Below are 19,110 nucleotides of genomic sequence, written 5' to 3' on the forward strand. Positions count from 1 at the left end.
GCCGTCGAGGGTCCCGATCAGGAAGCGACGGTGTTTTCGATGCGCATCGGTTCACGGTTACTCCGCGCGGCAGCGGTGGTGCTCGGCTCCGCCACGGTGCTGGCGACGATGGTCGTCCCGGCCGAGGCGGCCGGTTTCGCCTGGACGCCGACCCCGACGGGTTCGGACGCGAGGCTCCGCGGCCTGTCCGCGGTTTCGGCGAGCGTCGCCTGGGTGTCGGGGAGCAAGGGCACGATCCTGCGCACGGTCGACGGGGGCGCGCACTGGGCGCAGGTCGCCCCGCCTGGCACCGCCGGACTCGACTTCCGCGACATCGAGGCCTTCGACGCGCAGCACGCCGTGGCGCTGTCGATCGGTGAAGGCGAAGCGTCCCGCGTCTACCGCACCGCCGACGGTGGCCGCACGTGGGCGGAGTCGTTCCGCAACACCGATCCGAAGGCCTTCTACGACTGCGTCGCGTTCTTCGACCCGTGGCGCGGGCTCGTGATGGGTGACCCGGTGGACGGCAAAATCCAGCTACTGGCCACAGTGGACGGTGGGCGGCACTGGCAGCCGATGCCGAAGCGGCTCCTGCCCGACGCGCAACCGAACGAGGCGGGATTCGCCGCGAGCGGGCAATGCCTGACCACCCGCGGCCCGTTCGACGCGTGGATCGGCACCGGCGGCGGCGCGACCTCGCGCGTGCTGCACTCGTCGAACGGCGGCCTCACCTGGCGCGCGGCGACCACCCCGATCGCGAGCAGCGCGTCCGCGGGCGTGTTCGCCACCGGGTTCACCGATCCCCGGCACGGGCTGGCGATCGGCGGTGACTACGCCGCACCGTCCAATCCCGCTCCGGCGCTCGCCGTGACGCGCGACGGCGGCCGCACCTGGAAACCGACCGAGGACGCACCCGACGGCTACCGGTCGGGGCTCGCCTGGCGCGGCCGGAACACCGCGATCGCGGTCGGCCCGACCGGCACCGATGTCAGCACGGACGCCGGGCAGCACTGGCGGCTCGTCGACACCGGCAGCTTCGACACCGTCGACTGCGCACACGGCGCGTGCTGGGCCGCGGGGGAGAAGGGCAGGGCCGCCCGATCCGCATGACGGCGCGCTTCCGTCTGGTGGCCGGTTTCGTGGGACTGGTCACCGGATGCGCTCTGCTGTCCGGATGCACGACGGGCCGACCCGATCGCACCGAGCAAGCGGAGCGGCTGAAGGCCGAGGTTTCCGTGCTGCCTGGCGTGGCGAGACTCGACGTGAACTACACCAACGACTTCGAAACCGGTGCCCGTATCGGACTCTCCGTCTACGTGCCCGCGGCGACCGAACCGCAGATCATGGCGATCGCCCAGCGCATAACGGACATCACGCGCGGACAGTTCGACGGGTACCAGCAGAAGACCGAATTCGCCGTCGGCAACCGTGCCGAGGTGACGACCGGGGCCGAACCGGATCCGCGGCAGGTGGCGGAGCAGGTCCGGCGGCTCCGGCAGATCAGCTCGGCGCTTCCGACGGCCGAGATCACCTGGAACGGCCGCAAACTCGACCTGCGCGATGCGCCTGTGGCCGCGGTGTCCCTGGCCGCCGTGCGTACTGGCCTCGCGGGCGAACCCGCGCGGGTCACGGTCTTGACGCAGGACGCCGGGCCGTCGTGGGAGGTCGATTTCCCGTTCACCGCCGAACAGGAACGACAGCTCGCGGAACAGTTGACCGCATTGCCGGTCGAGGTGAGCTTCGTGGCTCTGGAGAAGGGTTTCCTGTCGCATGTGAACGTGGGGGTGCGCGATCCGGCGAAGGCCTACGCGGACCTCGCGACGGCGATCGCGGCCCTGCACGCGACGCCTGCGCACCCGGTCCACCTGACCTGGCACCGGGACGGGGAGAAGGACAACGGGCTGAAATTCGCTGGTGATGTGTACGTGGCCGGTTGCGAAGATCCCCGCACGACAGGCGGACAGGATCCCGGGAAGTACTACACGCCGGACGCCATCGAACTCCAGGGTCGTTTGCGCGCCGAATTCAGCGCCTGCCGGTGAGTCACCGGCTGGACCAGCCCCGCCACCGGGTGACCTCGGTGCGCACCACGGCACCTTCCGGCGGGTGCTCGCGGTACTGCTCGTACTTCTCGCACAACCAGGACACGGGTTCCGCGCGAGCGTCCTCGTCGACGATGGACGCGGTGCCGTCGGCGCGCACCCACCACAGGTTCGCCCAGTCCTCGTCGTAGGCGTCGGCGAGGAACACGACGGCCGGGTTCTCCGCGATGTTGCGCAGCCGCCGCAGATCCGTGCTGCGCTTCGGTTTGTGGTCGACGGCGAACACGATCACGTCACCGCGTACGGCGAAGGTCACCGGCACCAGGTGCGGGACTCCCGCCGCGTTCGCCGTGGCGAGCCTGGCGACGCGCGAATTCGTGAACAGGGCGCTGGCCTCCGTCGGATCCATGGCCTTCAGCGTAGTGACGGCTCGCGCCCCATGCGGTGCAGCAAGCTGTCCTGCCGCGAACGGCCGGGAGACCCCGTTGGCGGCGCGAAGAACCGGTGCGTCGTGTCCGCGGCGACGGGGGTTTCCGCGAGTCCGGCGTAGATCTCCTCGAAGCCGTCGTCGAGCCAGCCGAGCAACCCGGGATCGAGCGTATCGTCCGCACCGACGGCCCTCGCCAAATCCCAGGTGTGCACGATGCTGTCGGCCGTCCGCACGGCGAGGGCCTGGCCTCCGGTGACCCGGCCGAGCGGGTAGTCCAGGACCCGCGTCAGCGCGCCGGGCGCGGCGAAGGCGTCCGCGCACTCGCGCACCGAGCTTCGGAACGCCCCGACCGGGTCCTCACCGAGCACGTCCCGGTCCCGCGCGGCGAGGAAACCAGCCGCCGTCCCACCGTCCACAAGGGACACGTAGTTGCGGTTGCCGCCGGTCATGTGGTTCACCAGCGCGCGCACGTCCCATTCGGCGCACGGCGTCGGCGCGGTCCATTGCGCCGGTCGCACGACCGCCAGCACCCGGTCGAACCCCGTGCTGGCGGCGACGAACCGCGGGATGATGCCGTCGAACACATCGCTCATGCCGACCAGCCTGCCGACGGCCGCCGCCTCGCGCTGGCGGGTTTCCGACCTCACGCGACCTCGGGGTCGGCTAGACCGTTCGCGAGTGTTTCGAGCGCCTCGCGGACGAGCGGGCCGAGCGGGCCTTCCCCGTCGCCCCAGACCCACAGCGTCGTGGCGGCGCCGAGCGCGGAACTGACCGTCGCGGCGACCAGCCTCGGGTATACGTCGGTCTGCACGTCGGTGCCGGTGCGATCGGCGACCGCGTCGGCGAGCGACTGCTCGGCGACCGCGACCGCGCGCAGCATTTCGACCTGCAGCGTGGGCTCGGTCATCATGACCTTCAACCCGGTCATCCACTGCTTGTCCGGCCAGTTTTCCTCGTGGTCGAACTCGTCGAGGACCGCCGCCGTGAGCGCTTCCCACAACGATTCCTCCGGCGGGCGCGCCCGCAGCGCGTCGGCCATCGCCACGGCGCGATCGATCTGCCGCGCCGAGACGGCTTCCGCCTTGCTGGAGAAGTAGTTGTTGAACGTGCGAGGGGAAACCCCGGCCGCCGACGCGATGTCCTCGACGAGGACGTTGTCGAAACCACGTTCGATCGCCAGCCGGATCGCCGCCGAGCTCAGCGCCGCGCGCGTCGCCCGCTTCTTGAGCTCGCGCCGGCCGAGCCCGGCGGTCTTCGGGGCCGACCCGGAAACCTGCATGTTCCTGACGCTAGCAGGCAACACGGAAGGTTCCGGCTATGCCAGCGCGGGTTCGAGGAGGGTGAGGGTGCCCGCGTCGGCGTCCAGTTCGCCGGGCACGCCGAGCGCGAGCGTCGGCGAGCGGGGCACGTGCCCGAACCCGCACTCCCACAGCACCGGCACGCCGAGCGGGCCGAGCCGGTCGAGCATCAGCGTCCGGACCCGGTCGAGAGCGCCGCAGCCGTCCCACGAGCCGAGCGCGATTCCCGCGACGCCGTCGAACCACCCGGAGCGCAGCAGCTGCGTCAGCAGCCGGTCGAGCCGGTACACCGACTCCGTGACGTCCTCGAGCACGGCGATCGCGCCCGCGGCGGGACGGTGTTCGGGTGTGCCGAGGCTGGCGGCGAGCAGGCTGAGGTTGCCGCCGACGAGCGGGCCGCGCGCCACGCCGTGGCGCAGGGCCTCGACCGACTTCGCGAGCACGGTGGCCTGCTCCGGTTCGAACAGCGTGGCGCGAAGGTGCTCGGCGGCCGTCGGATCGAACAGCGTGCTCGCGGGCATCGGCGAGAACAAAGTGGACAGTCCTAACCGGACACCGACGGCCTCGTGCAGCGCGGTGATGTCACTCGACCCCACGAGCGCTTTCGGCCCGGCCGCGGCCAGTGCCGTCCAGTCGAGGTGGTCGAGCATCCGCATGCTGCCGTACCCGCCGCGCGCGGCCAGCACCGCGGAGACCGCGGGATCCGTCCAGGCCGCGGTGAACTCGGCCGCCCGGTCCCGGTCGGTACCGGAAAGGTAGCCGAGTTCGGGATGCCGCCCGCGCACGCACGGTCCCACGCGCACGGTCAGGCCCCAGCTTTCGAGCACGGCGACGCCCGAGTCGACCAGGTCCGGTGGCACCGGCCCCGCGGGCGCCACGATCGCCACCGTGCCGCCCGCGGTCAGTCTCGCCGGTTTCACCGCTGCAGGTCCAGTGCCGCCACGCCCGGGGTGTCGAAGCCGAAAACCTGGCCGTAGAAGGACAGTTCGGCCTCGAGTGCAGCGACGATCGTCTCGGACTTGCGGAAGCCGTGCTGTTCGCCGTCGAAGGTCAGGTAGGCGTGCGGGATGTCCTTGCCCCGCAACCCGGCGACGAACCGGTCGGCCTGTTCCGGCGGGCAGATCTCGTCTTCGAGCCCCTGCAGGAAAAGCACCGGCCCGGCCAGCGTCCCGGCGTGGTTCATCGGGGAGCGGTCGCGGTAGCGCTGTTCGGTTTCCGGCAGCGGGCCGACCAGTCCGTCGAGGTAGCGCGACTCGAAGTCGTGCGTCTCGCCGCCGCTGCCCGTCCACCGGTGGAGGTCGAGGATCGGGTACTTCACGGTGCCGGCCCGGTAGGTCCGCACCGTCGTCATCGACGCGGCCGAGGTGTACCCGCCCGCGCTCCCGCCGCGGATCGCCAGCCGCGCCGGGTCGGCGATGCCTTCGGCGACGAGCGCTTCGGCCACCGCGACGCAGTCGGTCACGTCGACGACGCCCCACTGCTCGCGCAGCCGCTCGCGGAACCGCCTGCCGTAGCCGGTGGACCCGCCGTAGTTCACCGCGACGACCCCGATCCCGCGGCTGGTGAAGAACGAGAAGTCGAGATCGAGCACCGGGTAGGTGCGCCCGGTCGGGCCGCCGTGGACGTGCACGACGTACGGCGGCAGTTCGCCGCCGGGTCCGGCGTGCTCCGGGTTGGTCGGCGGGTACACGTAGGCGGGCACGGGCTCGCCGTCCTTCGTGGTGAACACGCGCTCCTGCGGTTCGGGCAGGTAGTCGAGCGGCGGCAGCGCCTTCGCCGCTGGGGGCTCGCCTTCGCCGGGGGTGACCTCGGTGGTGGTGCCCGCGGCGATGTCGGTGTGCACGACCGCGCCTTCCTGGCGAGGTCCCGCGGCCACGCCGACGACCCCGCCACCGTAGGCGGAGATCGTCGCCGACCACGCCGTGAGGTGATCGGCCGAGGCAACCGGGGTCACCGTCGCCGTGGCCTCGTCCAGCACGGCGAGCCGCCCCGAGTTGAGCACCGCGTGCTTGCCGTCGCCGAGCGGGGCGAACCAGCGGGCGCCGACCCGCCACATCGCGCCGCCGAGCTCCTCGGTCACCGGCGCGAGATTCGTCACGGTTCCGTCGAGGCCGACGCGGTGCAGGTTCCACCACCCCTCCGGGTCGAGCAGCGCGAGCAGGCTGTCGGCGCTTTCCCACTGGATCTGGCACACCGAGACGCCGGGGCCACCGGCGAGCACGCGATGCGGCCCGAACCCGCCGTCACCGGTCAGCTCGGCGACGCACAGTTCCGTTTCGTCCCACGGCATCGACGGGTGTTCCCAGCCGAGCCAGGCGGCGCGGGTGCCGTCCGGCGACAGCTGGGGCGCCGTCATGAAGTGGTGGCTCGCGGCCAGTACTCGCGGCTCGCCGCCGCGCGGTGACAGCGACACCAGATCGCGGCGGACGTCGGCGCGCCGGGCGCCGACACTGCGTTCACGGACAGCCCACACTTCGTCACCGGGCCCGCGCCGGAGGTCGCCGTAGCGGACGCCCTGCGGGGACTCCGGCTCGTCGGTGATCGGGGTGACCTCGCCGGTGCTCAGCTCGCGGGCGTAGACGCGCTGGTCGTCCCAGTGCGTGAACACCAGTGAGCCGCCGACGGCGACCCAGGGGACGCCGCCGTACTCGTGCAGGCGGTTGCGGGCGTTCCACGGCTGCGGCAGCAACTCCTCGACGCGGCCTTCGGCCGACGCGCGGACGACGGCGAGCCGTCCGCCCTCGTCCGGTCTTCCCTCCGCCCACCAGACCTCGCCGTCGACGACGTCGAGCCACTGCGCCGAGCCGCCCGCGGTGGCGACGTCGGCGGCGCTGATCGGGGAGTCCCATGAGCCGTAGGGCATGATTTTCGACACGGCTGCAGGGTAGCGGCAGGTCCGGTGCGCCAAGAGCGAACAACGCGAAGGCGGGGCGGCGGATGCCGATCATGCAGGGGTGGCTTAGGGTCTGTGGTGCCATGGCTCGCGTAATTCACGTCTTCCGTCAACCCGACCGGTTCGTCGCTGGCACCGTCGGGGAACCCGGCGACCGCACGTTCTACCTCCAAGCGTCCGAGGACGTCCGCACGATCAGCGTGACGATCGAGAAGCAGCAGGTCGCGGTCCTCGCCGAACGCCTCGCGTCCCTGCTGGAGGAGGTCGCGAACCGCTTCGGCGCCGAGGTGCCGGAGGAGGTGCCCGACGAACTCCGAGATTCGGAACCACTGGACGTTCCGGTCGAAGAGGAGTTCCGGGTCGGCACGATGGGGCTGGGCTGGGACGCCGAAAGCAGCGCGGTGGTGATCGAACTGCTCGCCATCACCGAGGGCGAGGTCGACGAGACCGTGGTGCTCGACGACACCGAGGAGGGGCCGGACGCGGTCCGCGTGTTCCTCACGCCCGCCGCCGCGCGCGCGTTCGCGGACCGGGCGGACAGGGTCGTCAACGCCGGGCGCAAACCGTGCCCGCTGTGCGGTGAGCCGCTCGACCCCGACGGGCACATCTGCCCGCGACAGAACGGGTACCGGCGCGACGCCGACCTGACCGAGGACTGAGCGTGACGAGCCAGGAGCCACCCGAACCGTCGGTAAGACCGGATGGCGAGTTCGCCAGGGAACTCGTCGAACGCGGATCGCTCGAGGTCGAAGGCAGGCTCGTCGACGCATCGAACGTGACCCTGTTCTGCGTGATCGAGCTGGACGGTGTGCGCGCGAACGCGGTGTACAAGCCGGTGGCGGGGGAACGTCCGCTGTGGGACTTCCCGGACGGCACGCTCGCCGGCCGTGAGGTGGCGACGTACCTGCTGTCCGAAGGGTCCGGGCTCGGCGCCGTGCCGCCGACGGTGCTGCGCGACGGGCCGTTCGGCCCCGGCATGGTCCAGCTGTGGATCGAGACGACCGAAGACGACCTCGTCGACGTGCGGGCGCCCGACGAGCTTCCCGACGGCTGGCGCGTGGTGCTGCACGCGCACGACCGGATGGGCGAGCCCGCGGTGCTGGCGCACGCGGACCGGCCGGAGATGCGCAGCCTCGCGCTGCTCGACATCATCGCCAACAACACCGACCGCAAGGGCGGGCACGTGCTCGGCGGCGTCGACGGCCGGGTCTACGGCGTGGATCACGGGATCTGCCTGCACACCGACCCGAAGCTGCGCACCGTGCTGTGGGGCTGGATCGGGGAGCCGATCGGCGACGAGGCCGCCGAGAAGCTGCGCGAGCTGCCCGCCAAGCTGGACGGCGATCTCGGCGAGCAGCTCAAGCCGCATCTGATCGGGCTCGAGATCGGCGCGATCCGCGAACGAGCCGAACAGCTGCTCGCGGCCGGGGCGTTCCCCGAGCCCGGCGACGACTGGCGCGCCGTCCCGTGGCCGTTGTTCTGACATCGGGGTAAGACGGGGACATGCGCCGTCTGTCCTATCGGGACCGGTTGACCGCACCGCTGCCGACCCCGCGCGAGCTGATCAGGATCCTGCGCGAGGGCGGGTTCCGCGGTTCCACCGAGCGCGCCGATCGCATTCCGGTCCGCCGGGACGGGCTGCCCGCGCTCTCCGCGGGAGAGTCGAGCTGGACGTGGGTGGGGCACGCGACCTACCTGGTCCGGCTCGGCGGCGTCGCGGTGCTGACCGATCCGGTGTGGTCGGCCAAGATCCCCGGCGTGCCCCGCAGACTGACCCCGCCAGGACTGGCGTGGGCGGAACTTCCGGCGATCGACGTGGTGCTCGTCAGCCACAACCACTACGACCACCTCGACGCGCCGACGATCGACCGGCTGCCGAAACGGGTCCCGGTGCTCGTCGGCGCGGGACTCGGCAGGTGGTTCCGGCGGCGCGGCTTCACCGAGGTGGTCGAACTGGACTGGTGGGAATCCGTCGAGGTCGCCGGGCTGCGGTTCGATTTCGTCCCGTCGCACCATTGGAGCCGCCGCGGCCCGTTCGACGCCTGCACTTCGTTGTGGGGCGGCTGGGTCGTCACGGCGCCGGACGGCACGCGCACCTACCACGCGGGCGATTCCGGCTACGGCGGCTGGTTCGCGGAGATCGGCGCGCGGTATCCCGGCATCGACGTCGCGATGCTGCCGATCGGCGCGTACGAGCCGCGGTGGTTCATGAGCCCGGTGCACATGGACCCCGACGAGGCGGTGCGCGCGCTGGCCGATCTCGGTGCGCGCCGCCTCGCGTCGATGCACTGGGGCACGTTCGTGCTGACCAAGGAACCCGTCGACGAGCCGCTCGACCGGATCAGGGCCGCGTGGTCGGCGGCGGGCCGTGACGTGGCCGATCTCTGGGCACTCGCGGTCGGGGAAAGCAGGACGCTGCCGTCGTGGTGAGCCCGGCGTGGCGGGGCGACGGCGGGCGCCTCGCGCCGATAGCGTCCCGGATCGTGCGCTCTCATTCGTATGACGACGTGCTGTCCGGTCCGCGCAAACGGAAGATCCCGGAGGTGCCAGCCGAACCCGGTCTCGTGGTGGAGGAACCGGGAAGCGGTTTCTGCGGCGCGGTGGTGCGGCTCGAGTACGGCAACGCGGTGCTCGAAGACCGCCACGGCCGCCATCGCGTGTTCCCGCTGGCCCCGGCCGCGTTCCTGCTCGAAGGCAAACCCGTGACGCTGGTTCCGCCGAAGGCCGCCCCGAAGGCGCCGACGCGGTCGGCGTCGGGCTCGGTGCGGGTCGACGGGCTCAAGGCGCGCGTGGCCCGCGACTCCCGGATCTGGGTCGAGGGCAAGCACGACGCGGAACTCGTCGAGCGGGTGTGGGGGCACGACCTGCGCGTCGAAGGCGTCGTGGTGGAGCCACTCGACGGTGTCGACGTGCTCGCCGACCGGATCGCCGAGTTCGGCACCGGACCGGGGCGTCGGCTCGGCGTGCTGGTGGACCACCTGGTGCGCGGCAGCAAGGAGTCCCGCCTCGTCGACGGCATCAAGGACGAGAACGTGCTGGTGACCGGTCATCCCTACGTCGACGTGTGGCAGGCGGTGAAACCCGCGTCGGTCGGGATCGACGCGTGGCCGTCGGTACCGAGGGACGTGGAGTGGAAGGTCGGCATCTGCACGGCGCTGGGCTGGGGTGAACCGTGGGAGGGCTGGCAGCGCGTGCTCGCCGGTGTCCGCGGCTTCCGCGACCTGGAAACCCCGCTGATCGGCGCGGTCGAACGGCTCATCGACTTCGTCACCGAACCGGACGCGGAGTGAGTAGGTCACGCGTAGGTCACGTCGAGTTGTCCGAACGGTGCGAACGGTCACTTTCTGAGACGATGGCGGCATGATTCCGGCACTCATCTGGCTGGCCGCGGGCGTCGCGTTGATGGTCGCCGAGGTGCTGTCCGGTGACCTCGTCCTGATCATGCTCGGGGTCGGCGCGCTCGCGGGCGGGGCGTCCGCCTCGATCACCGGTCACACGGCGATCGACGTCGCGGTGTTCGCGGTGGTCTCGATCGGGCTGCTCGTGCTCGCCAGGCCCGCGCTGAAGCGCCGGTTCCTGATGGGGCCGTCGGTGAAGACCAACACCGAGGCGCTCGTCGGCGCCGAGGCCGTCGTGACGTCCACTGTGGACTTGGACGGCGGGCAGGTGAAGCTGGGCGGCGAGGTGTGGTCGGCCCGCAGCTTCAGTGAGGACCAGCGCATGGAACCCGGTGAACGGGTGACCGTGGTAGAGATATCAGGCGCCACCGCGGTCGTGTCCGCGGCACACCTTCGATAAGGGGAGCAAAGAGTTGACGACCGCAGCGATCATCGTCGTCGCGATAATCATCCTGTTCGTGATCGTCACGGTCGCGAAGGCGATCATGGTGGTGCCGCAGGCCCAGTCGGCGGTGATCGAGCGGCTGGGCCGGTTCCGCACGGTCGCCTCGCCCGGCCTGAACTTCCTGGTGCCCTTCTTCGACAAGGTGCGCGCCAGGATCGACCTCCGCGAGCAGGTCGTCTCGTTCCCGCCGCAGCCGGTGATCACCGAGGACAACCTCACCGTGTCGATCGACACGGTGGTGTACTTCCAGGTCACCGATTCGCGCGCGGCGGTGTACGAGATCTCGAACTACATCGTCGGTGTCGAGCAGCTGACCACCACCACGCTGCGGAACGTGGTCGGTGGCATGAGCCTCGAGCAGACGCTGACCTCGCGCGACTCGATCAACAGCCAGCTGCGCGGCGTGCTCGACGACGCGACCGGCCGGTGGGGGATCAGGGTCGCGCGAGTGGAGCTGAAGGCGATCGACCCGCCGCCCTCCATCCAGGACTCGATGGAGAAGCAGATGCGCGCCGACCGGGAGAAGCGCGCGATGATCCTCACCGCGGAAGGTCAGCGGGAGTCCGCGATCAAGACCGCGGAAGGGCAGAAGCAGAGCCAGATCCTCGCTGCGGAAGGTGCCAGGCAGGCGACCATCCTCGGTGCCGAGGCCGAGCGGCAGTCCAGGATCCTGCGCGCACAGGGTGAACGCGCGGCCCGGTACCTGCAGGCGCAGGGGCAGGCGAAGGCGATCGAGAAGGTGTTCGCCGCGATCAAGGCTGGCCGCCCGACGCCGGAAGTGCTGGCGTACCAGTATCTCCAGACGCTGCCGCAGATGGCGCAGGGCGACGCGAACAAGGTGTGGCTGGTCCCGAGCGACTACGGCAAGGCGCTGGAAGGGTTCGCGCGCACCCTCGGCGCGCCGGGCGACGACGGCGTCTTCCGCTACGAGCCGCCCAAGGAAGAGACCGTCGAGAAGCCGGATCTCGAAGACGACGAGGTGTCCGGCTGGTTCGACACGAAGAGCGACCCGAAGGTCGCCGAGGCGGTCGCGGCCGCGGAAGCCGTGGCGCGCCAAGAGGTTCCGGGTCCGCTCGGCACGAGTTCGGCACGCCCCTCGGTGCCGCGACCGACCCTGCGCGCACCGGAGCCGGAGCCGGAAGCGGAGCCCGAGCCTGAGCCCGCGCCGGAGGCGCCGACGCCGGAGTTGCCGAAGCGCCAGCCGTCCGCGCAGATCCCGCCGCACCAGCCGAGCCCGCCGCCGCACCAGGCCCCGGCCCCGCCGCCGTACCCGCAGCAGCCCCAGCAGCCCCCGTACGGCGGGCAGTACGGGCAGGGCGGTGGCGCGTACCCGCAGCAGCAGCCGCCGCAGGGTCCGTCGAGCGGCCCGTTCCCACAGCAGGGTGGCCCGCAAGGACCGCCCCGCCAGCAATAACACCCCGTGCACGAGGAGCGGCCGGGGTTCGGACCAGTGGTGTCCGAACCCCGGCCGCTTTTTCGTGACGTGGATCACTCGAATTCGAGAACCGCGGTCGCGGTCGCGGCGTCTGGCCGGGTGTGAAGGGATTCCCCAGTACGTCGGCCGCGCGAGGTGAGGCCGATGACGCGGAGCTGGTGCGCCGGGTCGCCAAGGGCGACCGGGCGGCCTTCGAGGAGCTGTACCGGCGCACCAGTCCGTGGCTGACCGTGCGGTTGCGGCGGCGGTGCGCCGACGAGCAGATCGTGGCCGAGGTGCTACAGGAAACGTTCCTCGCGGTGTGGCGTGCCGCCGACCGGTTCTCCGGTGCGTCCGTGGACGGCAGCGCGATGGGCTGGTTGTGGACCATCGCGGCGCGGCGGCTCATCGACGCGTTCCGGCGCCGTGCCCGCCACGCGCAGCCGCCGCCCGCCGCCGCGATCGCGGACGTGGCGCCCGCCGCCGAAGAGGAGGCCCTGGCCGCGACGGTCGGCGACGGCGTCGGGGACGCGCTCGCGCGGCTGGCGCCCGAACTGCGCCAAGTGCTCCAGGCGATGGTGCTCGACGGTCTGTCGGTGCGGGAGACCGCGGTGCTGCTCGGTGTGCCGGAAGGAACGGTCAAGACGCGGGCGCGGCGTGCGCGCGCGTCGATGCGCGAAACGTTGGAAGCGCTGAAGTTCGGTGATCCGGGATCCCGGGAGGCAGCGACATGGTGAGGCGCGAGATGACGGACAGAACGAGCGGTGGCCACGTGTCGGCGGAGCTGATCGAGCGGTACGCGCTCGGGCAGCCGGTGCCGCCGGAAGCCGAGTGGGCGGTCGAGGCGCATCTGGAGGGGTGCGCGCTCTGCCGGGCGAAGCTGGCGGAGGTGGTGCGGTCCGACGGCCCCGCGGTCAGCGCGCTCGTCGACTCCGTGTGGTCCAGCGTGGATTCCATTGTGGACGCTGAGGTCGTACGGAGGCCGAAGGCGTTGGGCCACAACCGGTTCGCCGCGTGGCTGAGCACCTGGGCCACGCCGGCGATGGTGCCGTGGATCGGGATGTCGGTGCTGGTCACCGCGATCGCGTTGTTGTTCGACGTGATCGGGGTGTTCGGCGGGTCCCGGCCGTCGCTGCTGTTGCTGCTGTCCCCGGTGCTGCCGCTGTTCGGGGTGGCCGCGGTGTGGACGAGGGGCCTCGATCCCGCGTGGGAGCTGGTGGCGGGGACGCCCCGGTCGGGGCTGTACCTGGTGCTGCGGCGGACGTTGAGCGTGCTGGTGGTGGTGCTGCCCGCGCTCGTGGTGGCGGGTGTGCTCGCGGGGACGTCACCGGCGCTGGGGTTGTTGCCGTGCCTGGCTTTCACCGCGGGCACGCTCGCGCTCGGCGGGTTCGTCGGGGTCACGCGCGCGTCGATCGCCGTGGGCGGCCTGTGGTGCCTGTTCGTGGTCGGGCCCGCGTTGTTCCAAATGCGGCTGCCCACGGCGTTCGAACCGTGGGCGATGCCGATCTGGGGCGCGGTGGCGTTGCTGGCCGCCGCCGTCCTCGTACTGAGGGCGCCTGCCTTCACCAAGCTCACGAGCCAGCGATGACCGGGAAGGAAGACGACATGGTGCGCACGGTGAGCGCGAGCGAGGTCGCACCCACGACCTACGCGTGGGAGGTCAAGGCCGAGGGGCTCGTCGTGAAGGCGGGACGGCGGCGGGCGGTGAACGGGCTCGATCTGTCGTTGGGGGTCGGCGTGCACGGCCTGCTCGGTCCCAACGGCGCGGGGAAGACCACGTTCATCAGGGCACTGGCCACGATCGTGCGCCCGTCGGGCGGGGCGCTGGAGCTGTTCGGGCAGGACGTGCGGCGGTCGCGGGACCTGCGCGAGGTTCGCCGCCGGATCGGGTACCTGCCGCAGCAGTTCGGCTACTACCGGCGGTTCACCGTCCGCGAGTTCGTGGAGTACTTGGCCTGGCTGAAGGAAATGCCGAAGCAGGACGTGCCGGGTGCGGTGCAGCGGGCGATCGAGCGAGTCGGGCTCGCCGACCGGGCGGACGACAAGATGAAGACGCTCTCCGGTGGCATGGTCCGTCGTGCCGGTATCGCGCAGGCGATCGTGAACGACCCGGCCGTGCTGTTGCTCGACGAGCCGACCGCGGGGCTGGATCCGGCGCAGCGCATGCAGTTCCGCGAGCTGCTGCACGACCTGCGCGCGGACACCTGTGTCGTGGTGTCGACGCATCTCGTCGAGGACGTCGCGGCGGCCTGCACGGATGTCGCGTTGATCGACGAGGGTGAACTGGTTTTCCAGGGCTCGGCGGCGGATCTCGCCGCGGCGGGCACCGGGTCCGACGCCGGGGACAGCGACACCGAACGGGGCTACTCCGCGCTGCTGGCCGAGCATCGGAGGTCAGCGTGAAACGGATCCTCGGTATCGAACTGCGGCGTTCGTCGGCGCTGCCGGTCGGTCTGCTGTTCGTGGTCGCGTCGCTGGCGATCCTGTACCTGCTGACCGGGCCGTGGCAGAACGGCCACGCCCAGTGGACGACCGAGTGGACGGCTTCGGCGATGTGGCAGCGAAATCTGCTGATGTTCTCGTGGCCGTTCGTGCTCGGCGCGGGCGCGGTTCAGGGCTTGCGCGATCATCGGTCCGGGGTCGGCGAGCTGATGGCGTCGGTGCCGAAACCGCGGTGGCACCGGATCGCCGTGCTCTCCGCCGCGGTCGGGATCGGCCTCGGCTCGGGGGCGCTCGTGACGTTCCTGGTCGGTGCGGTGCAAGTGCTGTTCCACGGCGCGTACTTCTCGTTCGGCTGGCTGCCGATCCTCCTGGTCGGTCTGCTCGCGCTGGTGGCGAGCTTCTGGGCGGGCATGGCGGTCGCGTCGCTGGCGCCGTACCTGCTGACCCCGCCGCTGATGACGGCCGTCGGGTTCGCCGCGGTGATCCTGCTGCTGAGCACGCCGGGCAGCGGGACGGTGGCCGACGGGGCGGTGCCGTACCGGGTCGGCCTGCTCTCGCCCGCCATGAACGGGCCGAGCGACGGGTTCACCACCGTCGCGGCTTCGGTCGATGTCGGGCAAGCGGTGTGGTTCGCCGGGCTCGGGGCGACCGCGTTCGCGCTGCTGGCCGCCCGATCGGTGCGGGGGCGCCTGGTCGCGGTGCTTCCCGTGCTCGTGGGCGTGGCCGTCGCGTTGCCGATCCTGCCCGCCGACAAGGCGACGGCCTACCCGGTCGACGCCGACGCGGCCGCACCGGTCTGCACGGAGGGGCCGCAGAAGGTGTGCGTCACCAAGGTGAACGAGTCACTGCTGTCCACTGTGGCCGGTCCTGGCCGCGCCGCGCTGGCGTTGCTCGCGAAACTGCCGGACGCACCGACGAGCGTTCAGCAGACAACGGTGCACCAGCCGTACAACGGCGGTGTGCGCTACGACCCTGCGACGGTTCCCTTCGACACCAACAACTACGTCTGGGGGCCGGTCAACGGGGTCATGCCGCCGACGGCGGACGATCTGAAGACCGCGTTCCTCGCGGGCGCGGGGACGAGGACCTGCCTCGGTTCCCGCGACGAGTCGGACCAGCGGTTCGTCCGCGAGCGCGCGGCACGCACGGTCGCGGCGGCGTGGCTGGCGGGTCAGTACCGCCCGTTGCCGGGTTCGTACCGGCGAGCCGACGTGGACAAGGTCGCCCTGCCCGCGTGGGACGCGCTTCGCGCACTGCCGGAACCGGAACAGCTCCGCCGGGTCGCGGCGCTGCGCTCGGCCGCCTTGCGGTGCGACGGCGACCTGCTCGACGTGCTCGCCTCCGGTGGCGGGCAATGAGATTCGTGGTGCTTTACGCGCGTTCGAGGGGAATCCCGGCCGCGTTGGCCGCGATGGTCGTCTCGGTGGCCGCGTTGCTGGCGCTGGCGCGCGTCAGCGACTCGACGCTCTACTTCGGACTGATCGCGATGGCGATCGCGACGGGGGCGTGGGGGTCGGGGCTCGCGGGCGACGATCCGGAGCTGGACCGCACGGCGTCGATCAGGTGGCCGGTGCGCCGGGCCGCGCACCTGCTGCTGGCCACGGCCGCGGCAGCGGGGGCCGTGCTCGCACTCTGGTCCACAGTGGACCCGCCGCTGCTGCCTGCTGGCGTGGTGTGGCGGGACGTGGCCGGGCTCTCCGGGCTGACCGCGCTCGGCGCGACGGTGCTCGGCGGCAGGCTGGCGTGGGCCCCGCCACTGGGCTGGGCCGCGATCCTGTTGCTGGTGCCGCCCGATCCGACCGGCGCCTTGCCGGTGGTCACCTGGCTCGCGCAGCCCGCGGGCTCCACTGCCGCGATGATCACGGCGGTGGTGCTCGGAGTGGCCGGTCTCGTTTGCTACGCGGGCTTCGGTCCCCGTCCGGCGCGGTGGTAGGTGACGTCGTCGTCGATGTCGGCGCGTGAGCGGTCCTTCAGCAGGAGGCCGCAGATCACCGTGATCACCGCCGACACCACGATGTAGCCCGCGATCGCGTACGGCGTGCCGGTGGTGTGCAGGAGCCAGGTCGCCAGCAGCGGCGCGGGCCCGCCGGCGAACACGGACGCGAGCTGGTAGCCGATCCCGGCACCGCCGTAGCGCAGCCGGGTCGGGAAGCTCTCGCCGATGAGCGCCGCCTGGGGCCCGTACTGCATGGCGTGCGGGATCATCGCGATCACGATGGCGAAGAAGATGAGCGTCGGCGCGCCGTTCTGGAGTATCGCGAAGTAGGGGAAACCGATGAGGCCGGTGAGCACCGCGCCGCTGAGGTAGACCCGTTTGCGGCCGATCCGGTCGGACAGCTGCGAGAACCACAGGATCGTGCCGAGTTCGAGCGCGGCCGCGACGAGCACGGCGTTCAGCACGAACGTCTTGCCGATGTGGCGTTGTTCGACGACGTAGACCAGGACGTAACTGGTGAACAGGTAGAACGGCATCTGCTCGCTGAACCGCAGGCCCGCCGAGAGCAGGATCTCGCGCCAGTGGTGCTTGACGACTTCGACGACGGGGCTGGCCGAGGTCCGCTTCTCGGCGACGACCTTGGCGAACATCGGGGTTTCCAGGATCCGCAGCCGGATGACGAGTCCGACCGCGACCAGGATCAGGCTCGCCAGGAACGGCAGTCGCCAGCCCCACGAGTTGAACGCTGCGGGGGAGAGGAGCGCCGACAGCAGCGTCATTCCGCCGGTGCCGAGCACGAGGCCGACCGGGACGCCGATCTGGGCGAAGCTCGCGAGCAGTCCGCGTTTGCGCTGATCACCCCATTCCATCGCGAGCAGCACCGAACCGCTCCACTCGCCGCCGATCGCGATGCCCTGGATGAGCCGCAGTGCCACCAGGATGAGGGGCGCGGCCGGGCCGATGGTCGCGGTGCCCGGCAGCACGCCGACGAGTCCCGAGGCGATGCCCATCGCGAGCAGCGTGACGATGAGCGTGGCCTTGCGGCCGATGCGGTCGCCCCAGTAGCCGAAGATGGCGGCGCCGATCGGGCGCGCGGCGAACCCCACGGCGTAGGTCGCGAACGACTGGATCGCACCGGCGTAGCTGCTCGACGCGGGGAAGAACAGCTGCGGGAAGATCAACGCGGCCGCGGTGTTGTAGAGGAAGAAGTCGTACCACTCGATGGTGGTGCCGATCGCGCTGGCCACCGCCGCGCGCCGGACTTGTGCCGATCGTTGGGTTTCCTTCGCCTTGAGGGCCTTGTCCGCTTCGTCGTTCCCGAGCACCATCGCTACTACCTCCTGTGACCGCCGTCACCCGATAGGGCAAGATCTCATGCCTGCTGGCCGATTGCCAGCTTGGTGATCACTACCCACCCGAACGCCGAGGCCGGTGATTACCATCGGCACCCGTGACCGAACCCAAACCGCTGCGTGCCGACGCGCGACGCAACCGCGAGCGCGTCCTTTCCGCCGCGGCGGAAGTGTTCTCCGAGCACGGGACCGGCGCGTCGACCGAGCAGGTCGCCAAGGCGGCGGGGGTCGGCGTCGGCACCGTGTTCCGGCACTTCCCGACCAAGGAAGCGCTGCTGGAATCGGTGCTGCGCCAACTGGTGCGGGAGTTCGCCGACGAGGCCGCGTCGCTCGCCGACGCCGAGAATCCCGGCGCCGCCTTCTACGAGCTGTTGCGGCGCTGGATCACCATGGCGGCCAAGAAGAACGCCTACTCCGACGCGCTCGCCGCCGCGGGTGCGCCCGCGCCCCGACCTGAGCTGAAAACGGGCCTCGGCGTACGCGGTGGGCTGCGAACGCTGCTCGAACGCGCCCAGTCCGCGGGCGCGGTCCGCGCCGACATCGGGCTCGGCGAACTACTCCCGGTGATCGTCGGCGCGTCGCGCGCGGTGGACCAGGTCCCCGAGGGCGCGCTGCGCGAGCGGGTCGTGGAGGTGCTGCTCGACGGGCTCAGGCCTGGCCGTCGAGCACCGGAAGGAGCTCCGGCCGCTTCGGCGTGACCGTGTCGCCAGACGATTCTCCCCGGACCCTGCGCTTGATCCACGGCAGCGCGTGCTCGCGCACCCACCTCAGGTCCTCCGAACGCCGCGAGCGCGGGTCGACGACCGGCGCCGGGGCGAGTGCGATCGGTGGGAGCGAATGCGGGACGCCGAGTACCCGGAGCACCTCGATGGCCACCTCGGTGTGCCCGGCGGAGTTGAGGTGCAGCCGGTCGGCCGACCACATCCGGCGGTCGCGCAGCTGCCGCATCGGCCACATGTCCACGAGCAGCGCGCCCCGTCGTGCCGCGATACCGCGCACGAGCTCGTTGTAGATCGCGGTGCGGCCGCGCATCTTGCGGAAGAGCGGATCTTCGACGCCGTCGACGCCGGTGAACAGGACCACCGTCGCGCCGGTGGAACGCAGCGTCGCGACGGCGTCGTCGTACCGTTCGAGCAGCGCGTCGATATCGACCTTCGGGCGCATGAGGTCGTTGCCGCCCGCGTAGAGCGTCACGAGATCGGGCGTCATGGCGAGGGCCGGTTCGAGCTGCTCGTCGAGGACCTGGCCGAGCAGCCTGCCCCGGATCGCGAGATTGGCGTAGCGGAAGTCCGGGACGTCGGCCGCGAGCTGTGCGGCCACCCGGTCCGCCCAGCCCCGGACACCGTTGGCGGCGCGCGGATCGTCGTCCCCGACGCCCTCGGTGAACGAGTCTCCCAATGCCACTAAGCGCTTGCTCATGTCTGCCACTCTATGCCGCGACCTTCTGCCCGGTTTCACCACCGCCAGTGGTGAAACCGGGC

Annotated in this window: 21 protein-coding genes; 14 read left to right on the forward strand and 7 right to left on the reverse strand. The window is 71.2% G+C overall.

Annotated features, from left to right (window positions below):
- Nucleotides 1-39 precede the first annotated feature (39 nt).
- Together HUW46_RS42765 and HUW46_RS42770 are read left to right on the forward strand one after the other, a co-directional pair.
- A complete protein-coding gene (locus HUW46_RS42765; RefSeq protein WP_215544343.1) occupies nt 40-1,089 on the forward strand; it encodes a WD40/YVTN/BNR-like repeat-containing protein in 1,050 nt (349 codons plus the stop codon).
- A gap of 206 nt (nt 1,090-1,295) precedes the next feature.
- The gene (locus tag HUW46_RS42770; RefSeq protein ID WP_215544344.1) at nt 1,296-2,021 is read left to right on the forward strand and encodes a hypothetical protein; all 726 of its coding nucleotides are present in this window, start codon (nt 1,296-1,298) and stop codon (nt 2,019-2,021) included.
- Nucleotide 2,022: 1 nt separating this feature from the next.
- Here HUW46_RS42770 and HUW46_RS42775 read toward each other — a convergent pair whose 3' ends face one another.
- From HUW46_RS42775 to HUW46_RS42795, 5 genes are read right to left on the reverse strand one after another with little or no spacing between them, the layout of a single operon-like run.
- Nucleotides 2,023-2,430: a TIGR03668 family PPOX class F420-dependent oxidoreductase gene (locus tag HUW46_RS42775; protein ID WP_215544345.1), complete on the reverse strand. Its 408-nt coding sequence runs from the start codon at nt 2,428-2,430 to the stop codon at nt 2,023-2,025.
- A gap of 5 nt (nt 2,431-2,435) precedes the next feature.
- Nucleotides 2,436-3,098: a TIGR03086 family metal-binding protein gene (locus tag HUW46_RS42780; protein WP_254125523.1), complete on the reverse strand. Its 663-nt coding sequence runs from the start codon at nt 3,096-3,098 to the stop codon at nt 2,436-2,438.
- A complete protein-coding gene (locus HUW46_RS42785) occupies nt 3,095-3,730 on the reverse strand; it encodes an acyl-CoA-like ligand-binding transcription factor (RefSeq protein WP_215544346.1) in 636 nt (211 codons plus the stop codon). Before HUW46_RS42785 ends, HUW46_RS42780 begins: the two co-directional genes overlap by 4 nt.
- A 36-nt stretch (nt 3,731-3,766) precedes the next feature.
- Nucleotides 3,767-4,669 carry a S66 peptidase family protein gene (locus tag HUW46_RS42790; RefSeq protein ID WP_215544347.1) on the reverse strand — a complete coding sequence of 301 codons (903 nt, stop codon included), beginning with the start codon at nt 4,667-4,669 and terminating at the stop codon, nt 3,767-3,769.
- The gene (locus HUW46_RS42795; protein WP_215544348.1) at nt 4,666-6,624 is read right to left on the reverse strand and encodes a prolyl oligopeptidase family serine peptidase; all 1,959 of its coding nucleotides are present in this window, start codon (nt 6,622-6,624) and stop codon (nt 4,666-4,668) included. Before HUW46_RS42795 ends, HUW46_RS42790 begins: the two co-directional genes overlap by 4 nt.
- 101 nt (nt 6,625-6,725) lie before the next feature.
- Here HUW46_RS42795 and HUW46_RS42800 point away from each other — a divergent pair, with 101 nt between their 5' ends.
- From HUW46_RS42800 to HUW46_RS42850, 11 genes are all read left to right on the forward strand, one after another.
- Complete coding sequence (locus tag HUW46_RS42800; protein WP_215544349.1) at nt 6,726-7,301, forward strand: DUF3090 domain-containing protein; 576 nt, start codon at nt 6,726-6,728, stop codon at nt 7,299-7,301.
- A gap of 2 nt (nt 7,302-7,303) precedes the next feature.
- Nucleotides 7,304-8,125, forward strand: coding sequence for an SCO1664 family protein (locus HUW46_RS42805; protein WP_215544350.1), 822 nt, complete (start codon nt 7,304-7,306; stop codon nt 8,123-8,125).
- A gap of 20 nt (nt 8,126-8,145) precedes the next feature.
- Nucleotides 8,146-9,072, forward strand: a complete 927-nt coding sequence (locus tag HUW46_RS42810) for an MBL fold metallo-hydrolase (RefSeq protein WP_215544351.1) — start codon at nt 8,146-8,148, stop codon at nt 9,070-9,072.
- A gap of 53 nt (nt 9,073-9,125) precedes the next feature.
- Complete coding sequence (locus HUW46_RS42815) at nt 9,126-9,932, forward strand: DUF3097 domain-containing protein (protein ID WP_215544352.1); 807 nt, start codon at nt 9,126-9,128, stop codon at nt 9,930-9,932.
- A gap of 70 nt (nt 9,933-10,002) precedes the next feature.
- Complete coding sequence (locus tag HUW46_RS42820; RefSeq protein ID WP_215544353.1) at nt 10,003-10,440, forward strand: NfeD family protein; 438 nt, start codon at nt 10,003-10,005, stop codon at nt 10,438-10,440.
- A gap of 13 nt (nt 10,441-10,453) precedes the next feature.
- Nucleotides 10,454-11,899: an SPFH domain-containing protein gene (locus HUW46_RS42825; RefSeq protein ID WP_215544354.1), complete on the forward strand. Its 1,446-nt coding sequence runs from the start codon at nt 10,454-10,456 to the stop codon at nt 11,897-11,899.
- Nucleotides 11,900-12,021: 122 nt separating this feature from the next.
- The gene (locus tag HUW46_RS42830) at nt 12,022-12,636 is read left to right on the forward strand and encodes an RNA polymerase sigma factor (protein ID WP_215544355.1); all 615 of its coding nucleotides are present in this window, start codon (nt 12,022-12,024) and stop codon (nt 12,634-12,636) included.
- Nucleotides 12,637-12,644: 8 nt separating this feature from the next.
- On the forward strand, nt 12,645-13,487 hold the full coding sequence (locus tag HUW46_RS42835; RefSeq protein ID WP_215544356.1) for a zf-HC2 domain-containing protein: 843 nt from the start codon (nt 12,645-12,647) through the stop codon (nt 13,485-13,487).
- A 20-nt stretch (nt 13,488-13,507) separates the two neighbouring features.
- On the forward strand, nt 13,508-14,302 hold the full coding sequence (locus tag HUW46_RS42840; protein WP_215550448.1) for an ABC transporter ATP-binding protein: 795 nt from the start codon (nt 13,508-13,510) through the stop codon (nt 14,300-14,302).
- Nucleotides 14,299-15,699 (forward strand): hypothetical protein, encoded by a 1,401-nt coding sequence (locus tag HUW46_RS42845; protein ID WP_215544357.1) that lies wholly within the window; start codon nt 14,299-14,301, stop codon nt 15,697-15,699. Before HUW46_RS42840 ends, HUW46_RS42845 begins: the two co-directional genes overlap by 4 nt.
- Nucleotides 15,696-16,274, forward strand: coding sequence for a hypothetical protein (locus tag HUW46_RS42850; protein ID WP_215544358.1), 579 nt, complete (start codon nt 15,696-15,698; stop codon nt 16,272-16,274). Before HUW46_RS42845 ends, HUW46_RS42850 begins: the two co-directional genes overlap by 4 nt.
- Here the strand turns inward: HUW46_RS42850 and HUW46_RS42855 are convergent.
- Nucleotides 16,238-17,605, reverse strand: coding sequence for an MFS transporter (locus tag HUW46_RS42855; RefSeq protein WP_215544359.1), 1,368 nt, complete (start codon nt 17,603-17,605; stop codon nt 16,238-16,240). The two genes, HUW46_RS42850 and HUW46_RS42855, sit on opposite strands and share 37 nt — an antisense overlap.
- A gap of 122 nt (nt 17,606-17,727) precedes the next feature.
- Between HUW46_RS42855 and HUW46_RS42860 the strand changes: the two genes are divergently transcribed.
- Entirely contained in the window at nt 17,728-18,327 is a 600-nt protein-coding gene (locus HUW46_RS42860; RefSeq protein ID WP_215544360.1) for a TetR/AcrR family transcriptional regulator, read from the forward strand.
- Here HUW46_RS42860 and HUW46_RS42865 read toward each other — a convergent pair.
- Nucleotides 18,278-19,048 (reverse strand): SGNH/GDSL hydrolase family protein, encoded by a 771-nt coding sequence (locus HUW46_RS42865; protein ID WP_215544361.1) that lies wholly within the window; start codon nt 19,046-19,048, stop codon nt 18,278-18,280. The genes HUW46_RS42860 and HUW46_RS42865 overlap by 50 nt on opposite strands.
- Between the last annotated feature and the right edge of the window lie 62 nt (nt 19,049-19,110).

The organism is Amycolatopsis sp. CA-230715 (assembly GCF_018736145.1).
In the GTDB taxonomy this organism is placed as follows: domain Bacteria; phylum Actinomycetota; class Actinomycetes; order Mycobacteriales; family Pseudonocardiaceae; genus Amycolatopsis.